18 protein-coding genes are annotated in these 19218 nt (G+C 65.5%); 8 read left to right on the forward strand and 10 right to left on the reverse strand.

Features of this window, described 5'->3' with window-relative positions:
- The first annotated feature begins 60 nt into the window (after positions 1-60).
- Entirely contained in the window at positions 61-1017 is a 957-nt protein-coding gene (locus ACE103_RS38425; RefSeq protein ID WP_223966654.1) for a LysR substrate-binding domain-containing protein, read from the forward strand.
- Positions 1018-1347: 330 nt separating this feature from the next.
- Here ACE103_RS38425 and galU read toward each other — a convergent pair whose 3' ends face one another.
- Both galU and ACE103_RS38435 read right to left on the reverse strand, forming a co-directional pair.
- Positions 1348-2223, reverse strand: a complete 876-nt coding sequence (gene galU, locus ACE103_RS38430; RefSeq protein ID WP_375777225.1) for a UTP--glucose-1-phosphate uridylyltransferase GalU — start codon at positions 2221-2223, stop codon at positions 1348-1350.
- A 145-nt stretch (positions 2224-2368) separates the two neighbouring features.
- The gene (locus tag ACE103_RS38435) at positions 2369-3670 is read right to left on the reverse strand and encodes an NADH:flavin oxidoreductase/NADH oxidase family protein (RefSeq protein WP_375777226.1); all 1302 of its coding nucleotides are present in this window, start codon (positions 3668-3670) and stop codon (positions 2369-2371) included.
- Positions 3671-3758: 88 nt separating this feature from the next.
- Between ACE103_RS38435 and ACE103_RS38440 the strand changes: the two genes are divergently transcribed.
- The 3 genes from ACE103_RS38440 (at position 3759) to ACE103_RS38450 (ending at position 7597) form a co-directional block, all read left to right on the forward strand.
- Positions 3759-4175, forward strand: coding sequence for a MerR family transcriptional regulator (locus ACE103_RS38440; RefSeq protein ID WP_375777227.1), 417 nt, complete (start codon positions 3759-3761; stop codon positions 4173-4175).
- A 133-nt stretch (positions 4176-4308) separates the two neighbouring features.
- The gene (locus ACE103_RS38445) at positions 4309-5688 is read left to right on the forward strand and encodes a lytic murein transglycosylase (RefSeq protein ID WP_375777228.1); all 1380 of its coding nucleotides are present in this window, start codon (positions 4309-4311) and stop codon (positions 5686-5688) included.
- Positions 5689-5854: 166 nt separating this feature from the next.
- Positions 5855-7597: an SGNH family hydrolase gene (locus ACE103_RS38450; protein ID WP_375781265.1), complete on the forward strand. Its 1743-nt coding sequence runs from the start codon at positions 5855-5857 to the stop codon at positions 7595-7597.
- A 120-nt stretch (positions 7598-7717) separates the two neighbouring features.
- On the opposite strand, the gene ACE103_RS38455 is transcribed toward ACE103_RS38450, so the two are convergent.
- Both ACE103_RS38455 and ACE103_RS38460 read right to left on the reverse strand, forming a co-directional pair.
- A complete protein-coding gene (locus ACE103_RS38455; RefSeq protein ID WP_375777229.1) occupies positions 7718-8092 on the reverse strand; it encodes a CsbD family protein in 375 nt (124 codons plus the stop codon).
- A gap of 61 nt (positions 8093-8153) precedes the next feature.
- Positions 8154-8888, reverse strand: a complete 735-nt coding sequence (locus ACE103_RS38460; RefSeq protein WP_375777230.1) for an SDR family NAD(P)-dependent oxidoreductase — start codon at positions 8886-8888, stop codon at positions 8154-8156.
- A 188-nt stretch (positions 8889-9076) separates the two neighbouring features.
- Here ACE103_RS38460 and ACE103_RS38465 point away from each other — a divergent pair, with 188 nt between their 5' ends.
- On the forward strand, positions 9077-9856 hold the full coding sequence (locus ACE103_RS38465; protein WP_223966639.1) for an SDR family NAD(P)-dependent oxidoreductase: 780 nt from the start codon (positions 9077-9079) through the stop codon (positions 9854-9856).
- Between the two features lie 101 nt (positions 9857-9957).
- Positions 9958-10845 (forward strand): TauD/TfdA dioxygenase family protein, encoded by an 888-nt coding sequence (locus tag ACE103_RS38470; RefSeq protein ID WP_375777231.1) that lies wholly within the window; start codon positions 9958-9960, stop codon positions 10843-10845.
- A gap of 207 nt (positions 10846-11052) precedes the next feature.
- On the opposite strand, the gene ACE103_RS38475 is transcribed toward ACE103_RS38470, so the two are convergent.
- Positions 11053-11712, reverse strand: a complete 660-nt coding sequence (locus ACE103_RS38475; RefSeq protein WP_375781266.1) for a YqgE/AlgH family protein — start codon at positions 11710-11712, stop codon at positions 11053-11055.
- Between the two features lie 136 nt (positions 11713-11848).
- Here ACE103_RS38475 and ACE103_RS38480 point away from each other — a divergent pair, with 136 nt between their 5' ends.
- Together ACE103_RS38480 and ACE103_RS38485 are read left to right on the forward strand one after the other, a co-directional pair.
- The gene (locus ACE103_RS38480; protein WP_375777232.1) at positions 11849-12685 is read left to right on the forward strand and encodes a protein-disulfide reductase DsbD domain-containing protein; all 837 of its coding nucleotides are present in this window, start codon (positions 11849-11851) and stop codon (positions 12683-12685) included.
- Between the two features lie 182 nt (positions 12686-12867).
- Complete coding sequence (locus ACE103_RS38485) at positions 12868-14259, forward strand: oligosaccharide flippase family protein (protein ID WP_375777233.1); 1392 nt, start codon at positions 12868-12870, stop codon at positions 14257-14259.
- 114 nt (positions 14260-14373) lie between these two features.
- On the opposite strand, the gene ACE103_RS38490 is transcribed toward ACE103_RS38485, so the two are convergent.
- From ACE103_RS38490 to cysW, 5 genes are all read right to left on the reverse strand, one after another.
- Entirely contained in the window at positions 14374-15162 is a 789-nt protein-coding gene (locus tag ACE103_RS38490) for a 3-hydroxybutyrate dehydrogenase (protein WP_092118875.1), read from the reverse strand.
- 12 nt (positions 15163-15174) lie between these two features.
- Positions 15175-16344 (reverse strand): DUF3734 domain-containing protein, encoded by a 1170-nt coding sequence (locus ACE103_RS38495; RefSeq protein WP_375777234.1) that lies wholly within the window; start codon positions 16342-16344, stop codon positions 15175-15177.
- A gap of 106 nt (positions 16345-16450) precedes the next feature.
- Entirely contained in the window at positions 16451-16948 is a 498-nt protein-coding gene (locus ACE103_RS38500) for a CAP domain-containing protein (protein ID WP_076860877.1), read from the reverse strand.
- A gap of 265 nt (positions 16949-17213) precedes the next feature.
- Positions 17214-18263, reverse strand: a complete 1050-nt coding sequence (locus tag ACE103_RS38505; protein WP_375777235.1) for a sulfate/molybdate ABC transporter ATP-binding protein — start codon at positions 18261-18263, stop codon at positions 17214-17216.
- Complete coding sequence (gene cysW / locus ACE103_RS38510; RefSeq protein WP_375777236.1) at positions 18253-19215, reverse strand: sulfate ABC transporter permease subunit CysW; 963 nt, start codon at positions 19213-19215, stop codon at positions 18253-18255. Before cysW ends, ACE103_RS38505 begins: the two co-directional genes overlap by 11 nt.
- Positions 19216-19218 lie beyond the last annotated feature (3 nt).

Consider the following 19218-nt stretch of genomic DNA (forward strand, 5'->3'; position numbering starts at 1 on the left):
TACGCGCCCCAATCCATCAGGTGAAATTGACTTTAGTGATCGCCTCGATAAGATAATCTGATGATAAATGTCACACTCCGGCAACTGAGGTATTTCGATGCGCTGGCCCAGCACGGGCATTTCGGGCGCGCCGCGGATGCCTGCGCGGTGTCGCAGCCGGCGCTGTCGATGCAGATCCGCGAGCTGGAACGGGCGGTCGGCGGCGTGCTGATCGAACGCAATGCCCGACAGGTCACCCTGACGACCTTCGGCGAAGATCTGCTGCATCGCGTGCGCGACATCCTGCGCTCCGTCGACGAGCTCGGCGACTTCGCACGCGCCTCGCGCGACAAGCTTGCCGGCCGCCTGCGCGTCGGCATGATCCCGACCATTGCGCCATATCTGCTGCCGCGGGTGATCGAGACGCTGGCGCGGCTGCATCCCGAACTCGACATCCATGTCCGCGAGACGCTGACGCCGAAGCTGATCAAGGCAGTCGCCGAGGGCCGGCTCGACACCGCGATCGTGGCACTGCCGGTGCATGAACCGTCGCTGACCGAGGTTGCGCTGTTCTCCGAGAATTTCCTGCTGGTGCGGCCGGGCGAGGATGCCAAGACTCCGGTGCCGAGCGCCGAGATGCTGCGCGAGATGCGGCTGTTGCTGCTCGAGGAAGGCCATTGCTTCCGCGACCAGGCGCTGTCGTTCTGCAACATGCAATCGTCCTCGCCGCCGCGCGAGGTGCTGGATGCGAGCTCGCTGTCGACATTGGTGCAGATGGTCGGCGCCGGCATCGGCGTCACCCTGATCCCCGAGATGGCGGTGACGGTGGAGACGCGCTCGGCGCCCGTCACGGTCTCGCGCTTCAAGAACCCGCAGCCCTCGCGCACCATCGGCATGGTCTGGCGCAAGACCAGCCCACTCGCCGCGCAGCTGCAGCAAATCGCCGAGGTGGTGAGCCTCGCCGCCCGGGAGCTACGTGCGCCGAAGGCGGATGGGGCGAAGGACACGAAGCGTGCAGGGCGAAGGAAGGTGGCGTGATTGGTTCGGTGGCGAAGAAGGACTGCATTCCGCGTTTGACGCCACGTCCCGCCGCAACCACAACCGTCGTCCCGGCGCAGGCCGGGACCCATACGCCGCGGCAGAGGTCGTGATCGGGACTCGTCGTTCCGACATCGCGCAACAATCAGCATTTATGGGTCCCGGCCTTCGCCGGGACGACATCGTATTTGTCGCGTCCCTCTCCGTCATTCCGGGGCGCGCCTCTTGGCGCGAGCCCGGAATCCATCAAGCTACAGAACAGGTGGTGGAATGGATTCCGGGCTCTCGCTTCGCGCGCCCCGGAATGACAAGGTGCGGAGAGCCGCGCCCCTACTTCTCCAGATACTTCTTCATCTCGGCGATCAGGCCGTCGCGCAGTTCGGGGCGCTTGAGGCCGAAGGCGATGTTGGCGCGGAGGAAGCCGGGCTTGGAGCCGCAATCGTGGCGCTCGCCCTCGAACTCGACGCCGTAGAACTTCTGCGTCCTGGCAAGGCCGATCATCGCGTCGGTGAGCTGGATCTCGCCGCCGGCGCCGCGCTCCTGCGTGGTCAGGATGTTGAAGATCTCCGGCTGCAGGATGTAGCGCCCGGTGATCGACAGGTTCGACGGCGCGGTGCCCTGCGGCGGCTTCTCGACCATGCCGTCGACCTCGAAGATGTTGCCGGTGCGCTTTCCTACGCCGCAGATGCCGTATTGATGGGTGAGCTCGTCGGGCACGGCCTCGACCGCGATCACGTTCGACTTCTCGCCGAGCTTGTTGGCGGCATCGATCATCTGCTTCAGGCAGCCCGGCGTGTTCAGCACCAGCTCGTCCGGCAGCACCACCGCGAACGGCTCGTTGCCGACGATGTCGCGCGCGCACCACACCGCATGGCCGAGCCCGAGCGGCGATTGCTGCCGGGTGAAGCTCATCGCGCCGGCTTCGGGCTGGTTCTGCGCCAGGATGTCCTGTTCGGTCTTCTTGCCGCGCTGCGCGAGCGTGGTGTCGAGCTCGAACATGCGGTCGAAATGATCCTCGATGACGCCCTTGTTGCGGCCGGTGACGAACACGAAGTGCTCGATGCCGGCTTCTCGCGCTTCGTCGACCACATACTGGATCAACGGCTTGTCGACGATCGTCAGCATCTCCTTCGGCATTGCCTTGGTGGCGGGCAGCACGCGGGTGCCGAGACCGGCGACGGGAAATACGGCTTTGCGGATCTTCATGGGATTATCGGAGGCCTTGAAATCGGGTGGGACGGCGGCGCGGAATCTAATCGCTCCTTGGTACCCGTTTTGCAGCCGAGAACAAAGGCGGATGTGTGATGCGCACCAATCCGCCTTGTCCGCCCAAGCATTTTGAGCTGCCGGCCTACCGAGGCATCCCGATAGCCCGCGCGTTCGTGCGTGACAAAACCGACGCGCCGCGAGACGCAGCCGTCGCATTGGCAGATGACACGATCCAGCGGCGATATTTGCGGGTGAGCGACGCCGTGCGCAATTGGGCGAGAACCAACGCCTTCAACGGCGAAACGTTCGGATTGGCCGTGCGGCCCCGGCTCAACCGCAGCAGCTGGAATTTCACGACGGCCATGGCGGCAAGCGAGGCGATCGGCTTGCTCTTCCAGCGGATCGGCGCGACTTCTGGCCGCAGATCCTCGCCACGGCGCCACGCATTCGGCAAATCCGGCCTGATCGCAAGCGCGGTGGCGATACCCGCAATGGCGACGCCGCTGTCGAGCACCTGTTGCACGATGCCGATGCGGCGAATACCACCGGTGACCATCACCGGCATCCCGGCGACCCCTGCGATCTCGCGCGCGAAGTCGAGGAAATAGGCCTCGCGCGCCAGCGTGCGGCCATCGCGCGCATCGCCTTGCATCGCCGGCGCCTCGTAGCTGCCGCCCGACAGTTCCACCAGATCCACCGGCAATTCGTTCAGCATCTCGACGACCGTCTTCGCATCGGCTGCATCGAAGCCGCCGCGCTGGAAATCGGCCGAGTTCAGTTTGACCGCGATCGAGAAGCCCGGCGACACCGCGGCGCGGACGGCCTTGACGGTTTCGATCAACAGTCGCGCCCGGTTTTGCAGCGGTCCGCCCCAGCGGTCGGTGCGCCGGTTGCTCAAGGGCGACAGGAACTGGCTGATCAGATAGCCATGCGCGGCATGGATCTGCACGCCGGAGAAGCCGGCCAGCTCTGCGAGCTTCGCGGCCGCGACGAAGCGCGCGATCACCTCGTCAATGTCATGCTCGGTCATCGCTTTGGGCGTCGCAAACAGGTTCGAATGCTTGCCGAGATCAAGCGCCACCGCCGATGGCGCCAGGGTTGGCTGGCCCATGTTCTTCAGCATCTGCCGGCCAGGATGGCTGAGCTGCAGCCAGATTTGCGCGCCCCTGGCCCGGCCGATCCGCGCCCAGTCTCGGAACGCTTCAAGCGGCGTGCCGTCCTCCAGCACGACGCCACCCGGGCCGGTCATGGCGCGGCGATCGATCATGACATTGCCTGTTATGATGAGGCCGGCGCCGCCGTCGGCCCAGGCCTGATAGAGGCGCAGCAGCTCGGCCGACGGGAGATGCCCGGCGTCAGCCATGTTCTCCTCCATCGCCGCCTTGGCGATACGGTTGGGAACGCTGGTCCCGTTGGGCAAAGTGAGTGAATCGAACGGCGACATGAACAGGTTCCTTATCGAGTTCCTTGTTGATCTGCGCACACCCTAACCTTAAAGTAAACTTTAAGGTCAAGGCGCAAGGAGCACCGCAGTGAAGATCGGGGAACTGGCTCGGGAGTCCGGCCTCGCGCCGTCGCGCATCCGCTTCTATGAGCGCGAGGGCCTGATCGGGTCGATCGATCGCGGCTTGAATGGCTATCGGCGGTATTCGCGCGGAACCAGGCAGGTCCTCGAAATCATCGTGATGGCCCAGCAGGCCGGATTTTCGCTCGACGAGATCCGGAATCTGCTGCCGCCGCACGGCAAGGGAGACTGGAGCCGCGACACGCTGGTGGCCGCGCTCAAGACCAAGGTGGTCGAAGTTGCCGCCTTGCGGCATCGACTGGCTGAAACCCAGGCCGGGCTGGAGGCCGTGATCGCCAGGATCGAAGCCACGCCGCCGGGCGGTGACTGCTTTGAGAACGCCGAAGCCGTCTTGGCTGGTCTCAGGGACTCGAAAGCCGATTGACGACACCGGACAATTTGTCCCGGCCCAAACTGTCGCGCGATTTCGTCACGCCCCAAATGCTGCCCTTTGTTAAGCTATTGGAAACCGTGACGGGGCCTTCTGAGGCGGCACGATTTTGACAGGCACACGACAGATGCGCGCGACCGGAACACCAAGGACCAGGCTTTGCAGCGCGAGCCTGATCGCGCTGGCCCTGCTGCTGCCGGGTGCGACGCAAGCGCAATCGGCCGGCAACGGCCTGACCAACCTGATCGACAGTATCTTCTCCCCGAACGCCGCGACACCGCCGCAGGCGGCAACCGGACAGGATGGTGCGGCGCCGCCCTGGAGCGGGGAAGACGGCGCCTCCGGCCATCCCTTGATGACGGCCGCCGCGATCCGCCAGGCCGCGTCCGACTTCCCGAACTGCGTCGCGGCGATGTGGCCGGATGCGGCACGGCGCAACATCACCCAGCAGAACTTCGAGCGCTTCACCGCGGGCCTCACGCCCGACCTGCGCATCATGGATCTCCTGGATTCGCAGCCGGAATTCACCAAGGCGATCTGGGACTATCTCGATATCCTTGTGAGCGACGCCAGGCTCGCCAAGGGCCGCGAGACCCTTGCGAAATACAAGTCGCAGTTCGACGCGACCGAGAAGGCCTATGGCGTCGATCGCTACATCATCGCAGCGATCTGGGGCATCGAGTCGAACTACTCGACCCAGATGGGCGACCGCAGCGTGGTGCAGTCGACCGCGACGCTCGCCTGCATCGGCCGGCGCCAGGCCTATTTCAAGGACGAGTTCCTGTCGGCGCTGGAAATTCTCAACCGTGGCGATCTCAAGCCCGAACAGATGCGCGGCTCCTGGGCCGGCGCGTTCGGCCCGACCCAGTTCATGCCGACCGCGTTCAAGCGCTATGCGGTCGACGGCGATGGCGACGGCCGCCGCGACGTCGTCGACGATCCGAGCGACCTGATCGCCTCCACCGCCAACAATCTGAAGAAGGACGGCTGGCAGACCGGCGCAAGCTGGGGCTACGAGGTGGTGCTGCCGCAAGGCCTGAACTACATGCTGGCCGACCGCGCCAAGGCGATGCCGCTGTCGCAATGGGAGCAACTCGGCGTCAAGAGGCCGGGCGGCCAGCAATTCCCGCGGCCGTCCGACAAGGCCTATCTGCTGGCGCCCGCCGGTGCCGAAGGTCCAGGCTTCCTGATGCTGCAGAATTTCCGGGTGATCATGAAATACAACCCGGCCGAGGCCTATGCGCTCGCGATCGGCCATTTCGCCGATCGCCTGCGCGGCGGCCAGCCCTTCGTGCAGCCCTGGCCGCGCCAGGAACGGGTGCTGTCCCGCGCCGAACGGCTGGAACTGCAGCAGTTGCTCGCCCAGCGCGGCTTCTACAAGGGCACGCCCGATGGCCAGTTCGGCGGCCAGACCCGCGAGGCGCTGCGCGGCTTCCAGGTCTCGATCGGCGCACCGGCCGACGGCTTTGCCACATCAGAGGTGCTGGAGCGGCTGCGCGGGCGGTAGCGGGGCGAGTTTCGGCGGATCCCGCCCGAAGTAACCGTGAAATCCGATATTTGCCGCCTGCCTTGACGGCGGCCGGGGGCACCCGATTTATGGTGGAAAAGCTGCCCGCTTGCGGCCCGATTCCGCTAATATGCTCACGTACTTCCTGATCATTGCGACGAACTCGATGGCGAAGCCGAAATCTTTCCTGCGCCTATTCACCGAAGCCGGTCCGCTGGTCGCTCTGACGGTGGCGCTTGCGCTGTTGATCGGCATTGCCGAGCCCGCCTCGGCGCAGTTCTTCGGCTTCCCCGGCTTCGGTGGCGGACCGCCGCAACCGCAGCGCCGCGCTCCGCCGCAGCATGGCGGCGGCGGTGGCGGCTGGTTCGGGGGCGATTTCTTCGCGCCATTCCAGCAGCAACCGCAATCATCACAGCCGCAGCGGCCACGCGAGGATTTCTCCCGCGCGCCACCGCCGGCCAAGCGCGAAGCCGCGGCCGAGCGCAACGTGCTGGTGATCGGCGATGCCATGGCCGACTGGCTCGCCTACGGTTTGGAAGATGCCTATTCCGACCAGCCCGACATGGGCGTGATCCGCAAGCACAAGACGGTCTCCGGCCTGATCCGCTATCAGCCCAAGGGCGACCCGGCGGATTGGGCTGCGGCCGCCAAGAGCATTCTCGCCACCGAGAACCCCGACGCCATCGTCGTGATGCTCGGCCTCAATGATCGTACCTCGATCCGCGAACCTGTCGCGGAGAAGAAGGTCGACAAGAAGGACGAGAAGAAGGACGCGCGCGGCAAGCCGGACGCAAAGCCGGGCGACAAGCCCGATACCGCCGCCAAGACCGATGGTAAGATTGACGGCAAGGCTGATGCCAAGACCGACAGCAAGCCGGCCGATGCCGAGCTGCCGGCCGACGACGCCGACACCGACTCGCAGGCCGCGCCGGAAAAGACCGCGCGCTCGCCCAACGGCCTGTATGATTTCCGCGACGACCGCTGGGTCGAGCTCTACGGCAAGAAGATCGAGGAGCTGATCAACGTGCTGAAGAGCAAGGGCGTGCCGGTGCTGTGGGTCGGCCTGCCCGCGATCCGCGGCCAGAAGGGCACGTCGGACATGCTGTTCCTCGACGCGCTCTATCGCGACGGCGCCGGCAAGGCCGGCATCACCTATGTCGACGTCTGGGACGGCTTCGTCGACGAGGCGGGCCGCTTCATGCCGAAGGGCCCGGACTTCGAAGGCCAGCCGCGCAAGTTGCGCTCCGATGACGGCGTGTTCTTCACCAAGGCCGGCGCGCGCAAGCTCGCACACTACGTCGAGCGCGAGGTAACCCGCCTGCTCGCGGTGCGCACCGGCCCGATCGCGCTACCGAGCGAACCGGCAACGCCCGAGACCAGCACCGAGCCTGGCAAGCCCCCGCCGCGCCCGCTGGCAGGCCCCGTGCTGCCGCTGGTCGCCTCCACGGTCGGGACCGATCAGTTGCTCGGCGGCCCCGGCTCGCGGCCTGCCGCGGTCGACGCGCTCGCCGCGCGCACGCTGGTGAAGGGTGAGGCCTTGGCGCCGCCGGCCGGCCGCGCCGATGATTTCGCCTGGCCGCGCCGCGAGATGGGCCGCGAGCAGGCCAAGGGCGACGTGCCGGTTGCCGCGACCACGCCGGCCGCACCGGCAAGCGGCCCTGCCAATCCGCCGCCCTCGACCACGGCGATCGCACCCGACGGCTCGATCATCACCGCGCCGAAGCCGCCAAAGCGTGTGTTCCGTCCGGCCCAGGCCCAGCCGCAACAGCAGCCACAGACGCAGCCCTGGCTGCGTGACCTGTTCGGTTTCGGCGCGCCGCAACAGCAGCGCCCGCTGGTCGCACCGCCGCCGCGGCCGCCGCGCAGCATCGGACAGCGGGCCGCAGGGCCGGGGAATCCCTGGCAGTAGGCGGTGCGCGCGTTCAGATCATGGCAAAATCGTAGGGCGGGTTAGGCGAAGCGTAACCCGCCGACGTCGTATGCGCGGAGAGACGGCGGGCTACGCTATCGCTAACCCGCCGTACGCAGCTCAGTTGTAATACCGCCAGCGCGGCGGCGGACGGCGCGGCTGGCGCGTCATCAAGAGCGCCAGCGCAAAGCCGATGCCGCCGGCGATCAAGAGCGATCCGAGTGGATTGTCCTGCACCGTTTGCGCCATCGCCTTCTGTCCGCTGCGAACGGTCTCGCCGCGATTCTCATACGCGTCCTTGGCATAGTTGACCGCGGTGTCGGCGGCGTCGCGCGCGGCATCCTTGGCCTGGCCGTAGAGATCCTGCACCGCGCCTGCGGCCTCGCGCGCGCGGCCCGACGCCTGGGTCTGTGCATCGCCGGTCGCATCGCCGACGGCGCCTTCGGCCTTGCCTGCAAATTCCTTCGCCGTTCCGAAAATCCGATCCTTGTCCATCACGATTGCTCCCTGAAACTGTCAGGGAGCCAACCGCCGAGCCTCGCACAAGTTCCTGCGGCTAAAGGATCAACCCGCCATCGACGATGATGGTCTGGCCGACGACATAGGAGGCGAGCGGCGAGGCCAGGAACAGTGCGGCGCCGGCCATGTCGGCGGGTGTACCGAGACGCTTCAGCGGAATGCGCTCGAGCGCGCCTTCGAGCCGCTTCGGATTCGCCGTCGTCGCCTTGGTCATCTTGGTGTCGACGAGGCCGGGTGCGATGCCGTTGACGCGGATGCCGTTCTCCGCCCAGGCCTCGCCGAGCGTGCGGGTCAGACCGACCGCGCCGGTCTTCGAGGCGTTGTAGGCCGGATTGCCCATGGTGGAATGATAGGCCGCGGTCGAGCTCACGATGATCAGCGATCCTCTGCTCGCGCTCAGCATCGCGTGGAATTTGGTGGCGCAGGCCATCAGGCTCATCAGATTGACTTCCATCACCTTGCGGAAACCTTCCATCTGGAATTCCCCGCGGCGGTAAATCACTGCGCCCTGCGCCAGCACCAGCACGTCGAGCCGATCGAACGACGGCGTGAGGCTTTCGATCGCCTGCGGATCAGAGACATCGAGCTGCGCATAGGCAAGGCCATCGAGATGCGAGCCTTCCTCCACGGAATAGTCGCTCGCCTGCGCGCGGGTGCCGTACACGGCAACGTGCGCGCCCTTGGCACGGAAGGCCTGCGCGATGCCGTTGCCGATGCCGCTGGAGCCTCCGACCACCAGTACCTGCTTGCCGCCGAAATCGAGCTCGTTCATCGCGTTCCTCTCCCGTGTTGTTTTCTTGATTGAGCATGATCCCTTTCGAAAAGCCAACGCAAAAGCCCACGCAGAACTTGCGTTAACGCGCTGCGCGCGTGCCGATATCGGATCGGTGGTTTGACGTCTTTGCGGATCGGTGCCAGCGTTGCCGCCTCGCACCACAAAAAATCAACGGGAGGTCCGTCGTGTCCGAATTCAAACAACTCAGCCGCTCGGTGAAGGGCCTCACCGTTCTCGTCACCGGCGCCGCCAGCGGCATGGGCCGCGCCACCGCGCGCGTGTTCGCCGATGAAGGCGCCAATGTCGCGGTCACTGACCTGACCGAAGAAGGCACGCAAGCGGTAGCGAAGGAGATCGCAGCAAGCGGCGGCTCGGCAAAGGCCTGGACGCTCGACGTCAGCGATCGCGATGCCATCACCAGGGTCGTCAACGATGTCGCCGCGCATTTCGGCGGGCTCGACATCATCGTCAACAATGCCGGCATCTCGGTGCGCGTGGCGATCGACGATCCCGGTTACGAGGACGCCTGGGCCAAGGGCATCGCGGTGATGCTGACGGCGCATCCGCGCATCATCCGCGCCGCACTGCCCTACCTGCGCAAGTCGCGATCGCCGCGGATCGTCAACATCGCTTCGACCGAGGCGCTCGGCGCCACCGGGATGCACAGCCCCTACTCCGCGGCAAAGGGCGGCGTCACCAGCCTGACCCGCTCGCTCGCGGTGGAACTGGGGCGCGAAGGCATCACCGTGAACTGCATCTGCCCGGGCCCGATCCGCACCGCCATCACCGACCGCATCTCCGAGGAGCACAAGACGATCTACGCCAAGCGCCGCACCGCGCTTGCGCGTTACGGCGATCCGGAAGAGGTCGCGCACATGACGCTCAGCCTGTGCCTGCCCGCCGCATCGTTCCTGACCGGCGCGGTGATTCCTGTCGACGGCGGGTTGATGGCGCGGAATGCCTGACCCGCATCTAGCTGCGAAGCGTTGACAGCGCGTGCGCCCGGAGTAGCCTTCCCGTCAAACGAAGCGGGATAACCGCCCGCGAGGTACGAGGAGATACGCCAATGACGGTCCTGATCCGGCAGCTTCACAAGCATTTCGTCGGCGAGGTCTCCGGCGTCGATCTGCGCAAGCCGCTGACGAAGCAGGAAGCGATCGACATCGAGGCCGGCATGGACAAATACGCCGTGCTCGTCTTCCACGGCCAGGACATCTCAGACGACCAGCAGATGGCGTTCGCGCTGAACTTCGGCGAGCGCGAGAACGCGCGCGGCGGCACGGTGACCAAGAAGGAAGACTACCGCCTCTCCTCCGGGCTCAACGATGTCTCCAATCTCGGCAAGGACGGCAAGCCGTTGCCGAAGGATCACCGCACCCACCTGTTCAATCTCGGCAACTGCCTGTGGCACTCCGACAGCTCGTTCCGGCCGATCCCGGCGAAATTCTCGCTGCTGTCGGCGCGCGTCGTCAACCCGAAGGGCGGCAACACCGAGTTCGCCGACATGCGCGCTGCCTATGACGCGCTCGACGACGAGACCAAGGCCGAGATCGACGACATGATCTGCGAGCACTCGCTGATGTATTCGCGCGGCTCGCTCGGCTTCCTCGACTACACCGACGAGGAGAAGGAGATGTTCAAACCGGTGCTGCAGCGGCTGGTGCGCACCCATCCGGTGCACGGCCGCAAGTCGCTGTATCTGTCCTCGCATGCCGGCGCCATCAGGGGCATGAGCATGCCGGAGGCGCGGCTGCTGCTGCGCGATCTCACCGAGCACGCGACGCAGCCGGAATTCGTCTATGTGCACAAATGGACGGTGCATGACCTCGTGATGTGGGACAACCGCCAGACCGTGCACCGCGTGCGCCGCTACGACCAGTCGCAGCCCCGCGACATGCGCCGCGCCACGGTCGCCGGCACCCAGCCGACGGTCGCGCAGGAGGCGGCGGAGTAGCGGGCACAATAACAGCTGTCGTGGCCAACCCCACAGCCGTCGTCCCGGGCAAGCGAAGCGCGACCCGGGACCCATAACCACAGGGCACAGTTGTCGCGCGACGCTGCGGCCCCAGCGCGGCGCCACACTGCGTCCTGTGGTTATGGGTCCCGGCCTTCGCCGGGACGACACCGTGAATGTATTGAGACCGTCGCTGCTTAAGCGGACCTACGCGTGCCCGGCGTCGTTCGACAGCATGCCCGCTTCGATGCCGATCTTGCGCAGGGCGCGGGCGTATTTCTCGTCGACATCGGTGCCGAAGATCAGCTCCGGATCGGCGTCGCAATGCAGCCAGCCATTGTGCTGGATCTCGTTCTCGAGCTGGCCCGGCGCCCAGCCGGCGTAACCCAGCGCGAGGATCGCGTGCTTGGGGCCTGAGCCCTTGGCGATCGCCTTGAGGATGTCCACGGTCGCGGTAAGCGAGATGCCGTCGTCGATGTTCAGCGTCGCATCCTGAATGTAGAAGTCGCTGGAGTGCAGCACGAAGCCGCGGCCGGTGTCGACTGGGCCGCCCTTCATCACCTTCATCATCTCGGCATTTTCCGGCAGCTGGATCTGGTCCGACTTCTCGATGATGTCGAGCTGCACCAGCAGGCCCGGGAAATCGATGCTGCCGGCCGGGCGGTTGACGATGATGCCCATCGCCCCCTCCGAGGAATGCGCACACATGTAGATCACGGAGCGTTCGAAGCGCGGGTCGTTCATCACAGGCATCGCGATCAGCATCTGGCCATCGAGATAGCCATCTTCGGTGGCATGGGGACCGACGGCCGGGCTTCTGCCGGCGGCGGTCTTGCGAGTCTTGCCTGTTTTGCCTTCAGGGCGCATCCGCAAAGGCCTTTCCTGCTGATTTGGCATCCTGATATTGGGTCGCCGTTCTGTCAATCAACCTTCGGCCGCAGTGCGGCGATGCATCACAAGCAATTCAATGGTTTGCAACGAAAGTTGCAGGTAAAGACGTCTCATGACCGTCACAGTTCCCATGCGTGCCGCATTTGCCGTCGCCGCCATATTTTCCGTCGCATCCGTGGCAACGGAGGTTCGCGCCGACGACGCCTCGCCGTGGCAGCAGGACACGCATTCGGCGGTCAGGCTGCTGGCGGGATCGCGCAGCGGCGCGGTGCTGCTCGGCGGCATCGCCTTCCAGTTGCAGGACGGTTGGAAAACCTACTGGCGCACGCCCGGCGATTCCGGCGTGCCGCCGCGGTTCGATTTCTCCAAATCGGACAATGTCGATGCGGTCACGGTGATGTGGCCGGCGCCGCGCCAGTTCGACGACGGCGCCGGAGGTACCTCGCTCGGCTACAAGCACCAGGTGGTGCTGCCGCTGCGCATCGTCGCGAAGAATCCCGACAAGCCGCTGGTGCTTCGCGCCGACATCAACTACGCGGTGTGCGAAAAGCTTTGCGTGCCGGTGGAGGCGAAGGCCGAGCTTGCGTTCGCCAGCGTCGCCTCGACCGAGGACGCCGCGCTGTCCGAAGCGCTCAACGCGGTGCCGAAGCCCGCCAATATCGGCGACCCCACCCCGTTCACGATCCGCGACGTCAAGCGCGACGGCAACAACGTGCTGATCGATGTCACCGCACCCGAAAGCCGGGACCTCAGCCTGTTCGTCGAGGGGCCGACGCCCGACTGGGCGCTGCCCGTGCCCAAGCTCGTCGAGCACGCGCCGCCGGGCGTGAAGCGCTTTAGCTTCGAGCTCGACGGCTTGCCGCCGGGCGCCAAAGCGGACGGCGCCGCGCTGAAGCTGACGCTGGTCGGCGGCGACAAAAGCTACGAATTCAATATCAATTTGAACTGACCCGTAGGGTCATTTCGGGGCAATGCGGCGCATCGAACCCGGAATCTCGAGGTCCCGGGTTCAGTGCTTCGCACTGCCCCGGGACGACGCCTAGCGGGAACAGTCCGTCCAACCCAATCTTAACGTTTCGTTGATAGATCGGGGGCCATTGCCGCCTTGCGGCGCTTTAGGAATTTTCCGCCTTGGCTGTGATGGAAGCACAACCCGCAACCCCTGCGCTATCGGGTCCGGCCGCACGCCTGCGCGGCCTCACCGCGCGCCTGCTCGGCGGCACCAAGGAGGCGTCGGTCACCAAGCGCCTCGCCGGCATGATCTTCGTCATCCGCGTCATCAGCGCCGCCATCGCCTATCTCGCGCAGATCTTGCTGGCGCGCTGGATGAGCGGCTCGGACTACGGCATCTATGTCTATGTCTGGACCTGGGTGCTGCTGCTCGGCAGCACCATGGATTTCGGCATCGCGCCGTCCTCGCAGAAGATCATCCCGGAATATCGCGCGCGCGGCGACCTCGCCGCGCTGCGCGGCTTCCTCTCCGGCGGCCGCTGGGTGGTGCTTGCCGCCTCCAGCACAGTCGCGCTGCTGCTCGCCGGCGTGATCCACCTCGCCTCGCCCTGGATCGATCCCAACGCGATCGTGCCGCTCTATATCGGCTGCCTGACATTGCCGCCCTTCGTGGTCGCTAACACTCAGGACGGCATCTCGCGCGCGCATGACTGGATGCAGCTCGGCCTGATGCCGCAATTCATCGTGCGGCAGGGACTGATCATCGCCCTGACCGCCGGCGCGCTGGCGCTCGGTCTCAATCTCGGCGCGACGGCCGCGATGATCGCGAGCGCCGCAGCGGTGTATATCGCGGCGATCGGCCAGATGATCGTGCTGAACCGCCGCCTGAAAGCCCATCTCGGGCCGGGCGAGAAGACCTACGACGTCAAGGGCTGGTTCGCGATCTCGCTGCCGATCATGCTGGTCGAGAGCTTCTACCTCTTGCTCGGCTACACCGACGTGCTGATGCTGCAGCAATTCCGTTCGTCCGAGGAGGTCGGCATCTATTTCGCGGTGGTGAAGACGCTGGCGCTGGTGTCGTTCGTCCACTACGCGATGTCGGCAACGACGGCGCACCGTTTCGCCGAGTACAATGCGCTCGGCGACAAGGAGCGGCTGTCGGCCTATGTCGCACACGCCATCAGCTGGACGTTCTGGCCGTCACTGCTCGCGACCATCGCCCTGCTCGCGTTCGGCAAGCCGCTGCTGTGGCTGTTCGGCCCGAAATTCGTCGACGGCTACAGCATCATGTTCGTCGCCGCAATCGGGCTCGTGGTGCGCTCGGCGATCGGGCCGGTGGAGCGGCTGTTGAACATGCTCGGCCACCAGAGCATCTGCGCGACCGCCTATGCGGTATCGTTCTTCATGAATGTCGGGCTCTGCATGACGCTGGTGCCGCGCTATGGCGGCATGGGCGCGGCCGCCTCGACCTCGCTCTCGCTGATCTTCGAGACCATCCTGCTGTTCGTCGTGGTGCGCTCGCGGCTTGGGCTGCACGTGCTGGCGTTCGGCAAGCGACGGGTGGCGCCTTAGCATTGAGGCGAGCCGGATGCCTGACCGCCGGCGGCGATCATCAGATCGAAAACAAAAGCCGGCCCTGATCCATTCAGGGCCGGCTCATTCTTGGGCGAAGATCCCGCCGAAAAATTACTCCGCGGTCCAGCCGCCGTCGATCGAGAGGTTGGCGCCGGTGATCTGCGCGGCGTCGTCGCCGCACAGGAACAGCGCGAGGGCTGCGACCTGCTCGGAGGTGACGAACTCCTTGGTCGGCTGGGCGGCGAGCAGCACGTCCTTGATGACCTGCTCCTTGGTCATGTTGCGCGCCTTCATGGTCTCCGGAATCTGGTGCTCGACCAGCGGCGTCCAGACATAGCCCGGGCTGATGCAGTTGCAGGTGATCTTGAACTGCGCGAGCTCGAGCGCCGCGGTCTTGGTGAGGCCGGCGATGCCGTGCTTGGCCGAGACGTAGGCCGACTTGAACGGCGATGCGACCAGCGAGTGCGCGGAAGCCGTGTTGATGATGCGGCCCCATCCGCGCTTCTTCATGCCGGGCACCGCGGCACGGATGCCGTAAAACGCCGACGACAGGTTGATCGCGATGATCGCTTCCCACTTCTCCGGCGGGAACTCCTCGATCGGCGACACGAACTGGATGCCGGCATTGTTGACGAGGATGTCGACCGAGCCGAAGGTCTTCTCACCGAGCGCGATCATGTCGGCGATCTCAGCCGGCTTGGTCATGTCGGCCGGCGAATAAGCCGCCTTGACCTTGAAGTCGGTCTCGATGCCGGAACGCTCCTTCTCGATGTCGGCCGGCACACCCATGCCGTTGAGCACGATATTGGCGCCGGCGCCGGCGAAGGCGCGCGCATAAGCCAATCCGATGCCGCTGGTCGAGCCGGTCACAACGGCGGTCTTGCCTGTCAACGTACCCATTGTTCTTCGCTCCTATTTGCTTGCAGGGGGTGTGGGTTCATCCCCCGTGAGGTCGTAAGTCACCATGGTTTCCCCGGACTGCGGCCGTTCTAGCCATTCTTTGTGACGCATCGACAAATGCACGTCGCGGACGCCCGCGCCCCAGTGCTCGACCATCGCAACATGGGAGAAGTCGTAGTCCTTCGACGAGCTCTCGTAATTCTTGCTCTTGTAGATCAGGTGAACCACCGTGACGGTGTTCTCCTTGGACGCCTTGCGCAACAGTTCGACCGACGGATCGTTCTTCAGATAATCGGGCAGCTTGCCGATCAGGTCGCGCACCGCCATGCGCGCATTGTGAATCTGCTTGTTCTTGTCGGTGTTCATCCGCGTCCGGCTGGAAAAGCGGATGTCCTTTTCGCGCTCGGCGGCCTCCAGCAGCGTCTCCGGCAACGGCCCGCGCGCGCTGAACAGGTCGACCTGGAAGATCAGGAGATCGCGGCTGGTCTCCTCATCGAGCACGAAGTCGAGCGGGGTGTTGGAGGCGATGCCGCCGTCCCAGTAATGCTCGCCCTCGATCACGACGGCGGGAAAGCCCGGCGGCAGCGCGCCCGAAGCCATGATGTGCTCGGGGCCGATCTTCTTGCCGAGCTTCTTGAACTCGTAATTGTCGAAATAGCGGAAATTGCCCGAGGTGACGCCGACCGCGCCGACCGACAGCCGCGTCTTCAGATCGTTGATGCGATCGAAGTCGACCAGCCGCTCCAGCGTCTTCTTCAAGGGTGCGGTGTCGTAATAGCTCAGCGATTGCGAGCTGCCGGGCGGCCACAGCGGCGCCGGCGGAATCCGCGGCGTGAAGAAGCCGGGCACGCCGAAGGTCGCGATGATGGCGGCGCTGGTCTCGTTGAACAGCGAGCGGGCGCGCTCATGCTTGGAGACCGGATTCCACGGCACCGGCGCCGACACCATCTCCCAGAATTCCTTCAGCCGCGGCACGCGCTTGTCCGGCTCGTTGCCGGCGATGATCGCGGCATTGATGGCGCCGATCGAGATGCCGGCGATCCATTCCGGCTCGAAGCCTGCATGGCAGAGCGCCTGGAAGGCGCCGGCCTGATAGGAGCCGAGCGCACCGCCGCCCTGAAGAACCAGCACACGCTGCGCTTGCGCCGGCGTCGAGCCGGGCGCGGAATCCGAAGTATCCATTCGTAACCGTTCGGTTCGAAATGACTTGAAGGCGCACCGTGGCGGCTGTTCGCAGCCGCGTCAATCAACGAGATATGGAGGGGAGATCACGCGGAATTTATCGCGATCAGGTTGCCGCCAAAATGAGCGTCCAGAACACCTTGTATTTGGTATTCGGAGCATAGACGGCTGCGATGCCCATTTTTGTGACACCGCTCTTGAGCATATTGGCCTTGTGCGGCGGTGAATCGCGCCAGCCCGAAAATGCCTCCGCCAGCGTGTGATAGCCGGCCGAGATGTTCTCGACCGCGACGGTTGCCGGGTAGCCGCCGGCCTCCAGCCGCTTGCCGAGCGGGGCCTTCACGTCATGGTCCATCTTGTTGCGGGCGGCCATCGCCTGCGACTGCTGCTCGGCGAGCCTGGTCAGGTCGGGATCGACCACCACGGTGCCGAGACCATTGTTCTGGCGGTACTGCGAAAACATGATGGCGGCCGCCTGGCTGTCCAGCACGGCACCGGGCTGCGCCATGTTGAGATACATGGCCGGTTCTTCCGGGATTTTGGTGTCCGTGCCGCAGCCGGCAAGCACCAGAAGCCCGAACAGGGCGACCGTCGTCCGTTTCACTACTGAAAACCCCCAAGGTTGGCCCGCCGTTGTTGCATACCAACCGTGGCTGAATGGTGAACGGGGGCTAACTTTTGGGCCATCAATAGCCACCGATCTCCGGGGGGGGGCCGTCCGTCCCCTTCCCCTGAAAGGGGGAAGGTCGGGATGGGGGTCAGCCACGGGCGACGCTGGATGTGGAGAGAGCAGATCCCCATCCGCTTTGCTCTGACGAGCAAAGCGACCTCCCTCTTTTCAAGGCGAGGTTTGGATGGAGCGGTCGGCCCTACTCCTGCGCGGCAAAGATCCGGTAGCGGCGGGGCTGTAGCGAGACGATTTCGCCGGCCTGCAGCTCGCGGTCGCGGGGGGCGTCGATCTCGATCACGGTCCTGCCCTCGCTCCCCGCGAGGGCCACCTCGGCGCGCTGGATCGGACCGAACGAGCGGACGTGCCGGATGGCGCCTTCCAGCGCCCCGGTTCCCGCCGGGCCGACCGCCATGTCGTGACGGCGGACGAACAGCTTGGCCGCGCCGGACGCGGCGCCCAGCGCTGGAATGTTCAGGGGACGGCCGTCGAGCCGGACCGCATCGCCGGCCACGTCGACCGGCAGCACGATGGATTCGCCGATGAAGCCGTGCACGAAGGCGGTCGCCGGATTGTCATAGACCTCGCCGGGCGAGCCGATCTGCTCGATCTTGCCCTTGTCCATCACAACCACGCGGTTGGCGACTTCAAGCGCCTCCTCCTGGTCGTGAGTGACGAAGATCGAGGTGACGTGGATCTCGTTGTGCAGCGAGCGCAGCCACTGCCGAAGCTCCTTGCGCACCTTGGCGTCGAGCGCACCGAACGGCTCGTCGAGCAGCAGGATCCGCGGCTCGATCGCAAGCGCACGCGCCAGCGCGATGCGCTGACGCTGGCCGCCGGACAATTGGCTCGGATAGCGGTTGGCGAGCCAATCGAGCTGCACCAGATCGAGCAGGTTCTTGACGCGGGCGCGGATCGTCGCCTCGTCCTTGCGGATCGCGCGCGGCTGCACGCGCAGGCCGAAGGCGACGTTCTCGAACACCGTCATGTGGCGGAACAGCGCGTAGTGCTGGAACACGAAGCCGACCTGACGCTCGCTGGCGCCGCGCGAGAGCGCGTTCTCGCCGTCGATCGCGACCTCGCCCGAGTCGGGCCAGTCGAGCCCCGCGATGATCCGCAGCAGAGTCGTCTTACCGGAGCCGGACGGGCCGAGCAGCGCCAAGAGCTCGCCGTCGGCGACCTTGAGATCGACATTGTCGAGCGCGGCAAAACTGCCGAACTTCTTTACGATATTCTTGACTTCAATCGCCATCGGGCACCTCTGCCTCGTCGAGCCGCCGCTCGAGAACGGTTTTCGCCACCAGCGTGATCAGCGCCAGCATCGCGAGCAGCGACGCGATCGCGAACGAGGCGACGAATTGATATTCGTTGTAGAGAATCTCGACCAGCAGCGGCATCGTGTTGGTCTCGCCGCGGATGTGGCCGGAGACGACGGACACCGCGCCGAACTCGCCCATCGCGCGCGCGTTGCAGAGCAGGACGCCGTAGAGCAGGCCCCATTTGATGTTGGGCAGCGTGACGCGGAAGAAGGTCTGCAGGCCGGAGGCGCCGAGCGAGATCGCCGCCTCCTCTTCCTGGGTGCCCTGCTCCTGCATCAGCGGGATCAGCGCGCGCGCCACGAAGGGGAAGGTGACGAAGATCGTCGCCAGCGCGATGCCGGGCACCGCAAACAGGATGTGGACGTTGTGCGCCTGCAGCCATGTTCCGAAATAGCCCTGCGCGCCGAACAGCAGCACGAAGACCAGGCCCGAGATCACGGGCGAGACCGAGAACGGCAGGTCGATCAGCGTGATCAGGAAGGTCTTGCCGGTGAACTCGAACTTCGAGATCGCCCAGGCCGCGATCACGCCGAACACGAGATTGAGCGTGACCGAGATCGCGGCGATCAGCAGCGTCAGCTTGATCGCCGCGAGCGCCTCGGGCTCCGCCAGGGCCGCGACATAGGCGACGATGCCTTTCGAGAAGGCCGACGCAAACACGACGACCAGCGGCAGCACGACGAAAATGCTGAGGAAGGCGATCGCCAGCGCAATGATGATCAAGCGGATCGGGCCCGGCTCGGTGCGCGGGTCGCGCCGCGCCGCGACCAGCCCGGCGCGCGCGATCTCGAGCCGCGGCGCCGGGGCTGCAACGCTGACATCGGTCGCGGGCGCGTAAGTCCGCAGTTGCGTGGTCGAGGTCGCCAATCCCGTCTGCATCGACATCTC

The sequence above is a fragment of the Bradyrhizobium sp. ma5 genome, assembly GCF_042258955.1.
Lineage (GTDB): Bacteria > Pseudomonadota > Alphaproteobacteria > Rhizobiales > Xanthobacteraceae > Bradyrhizobium.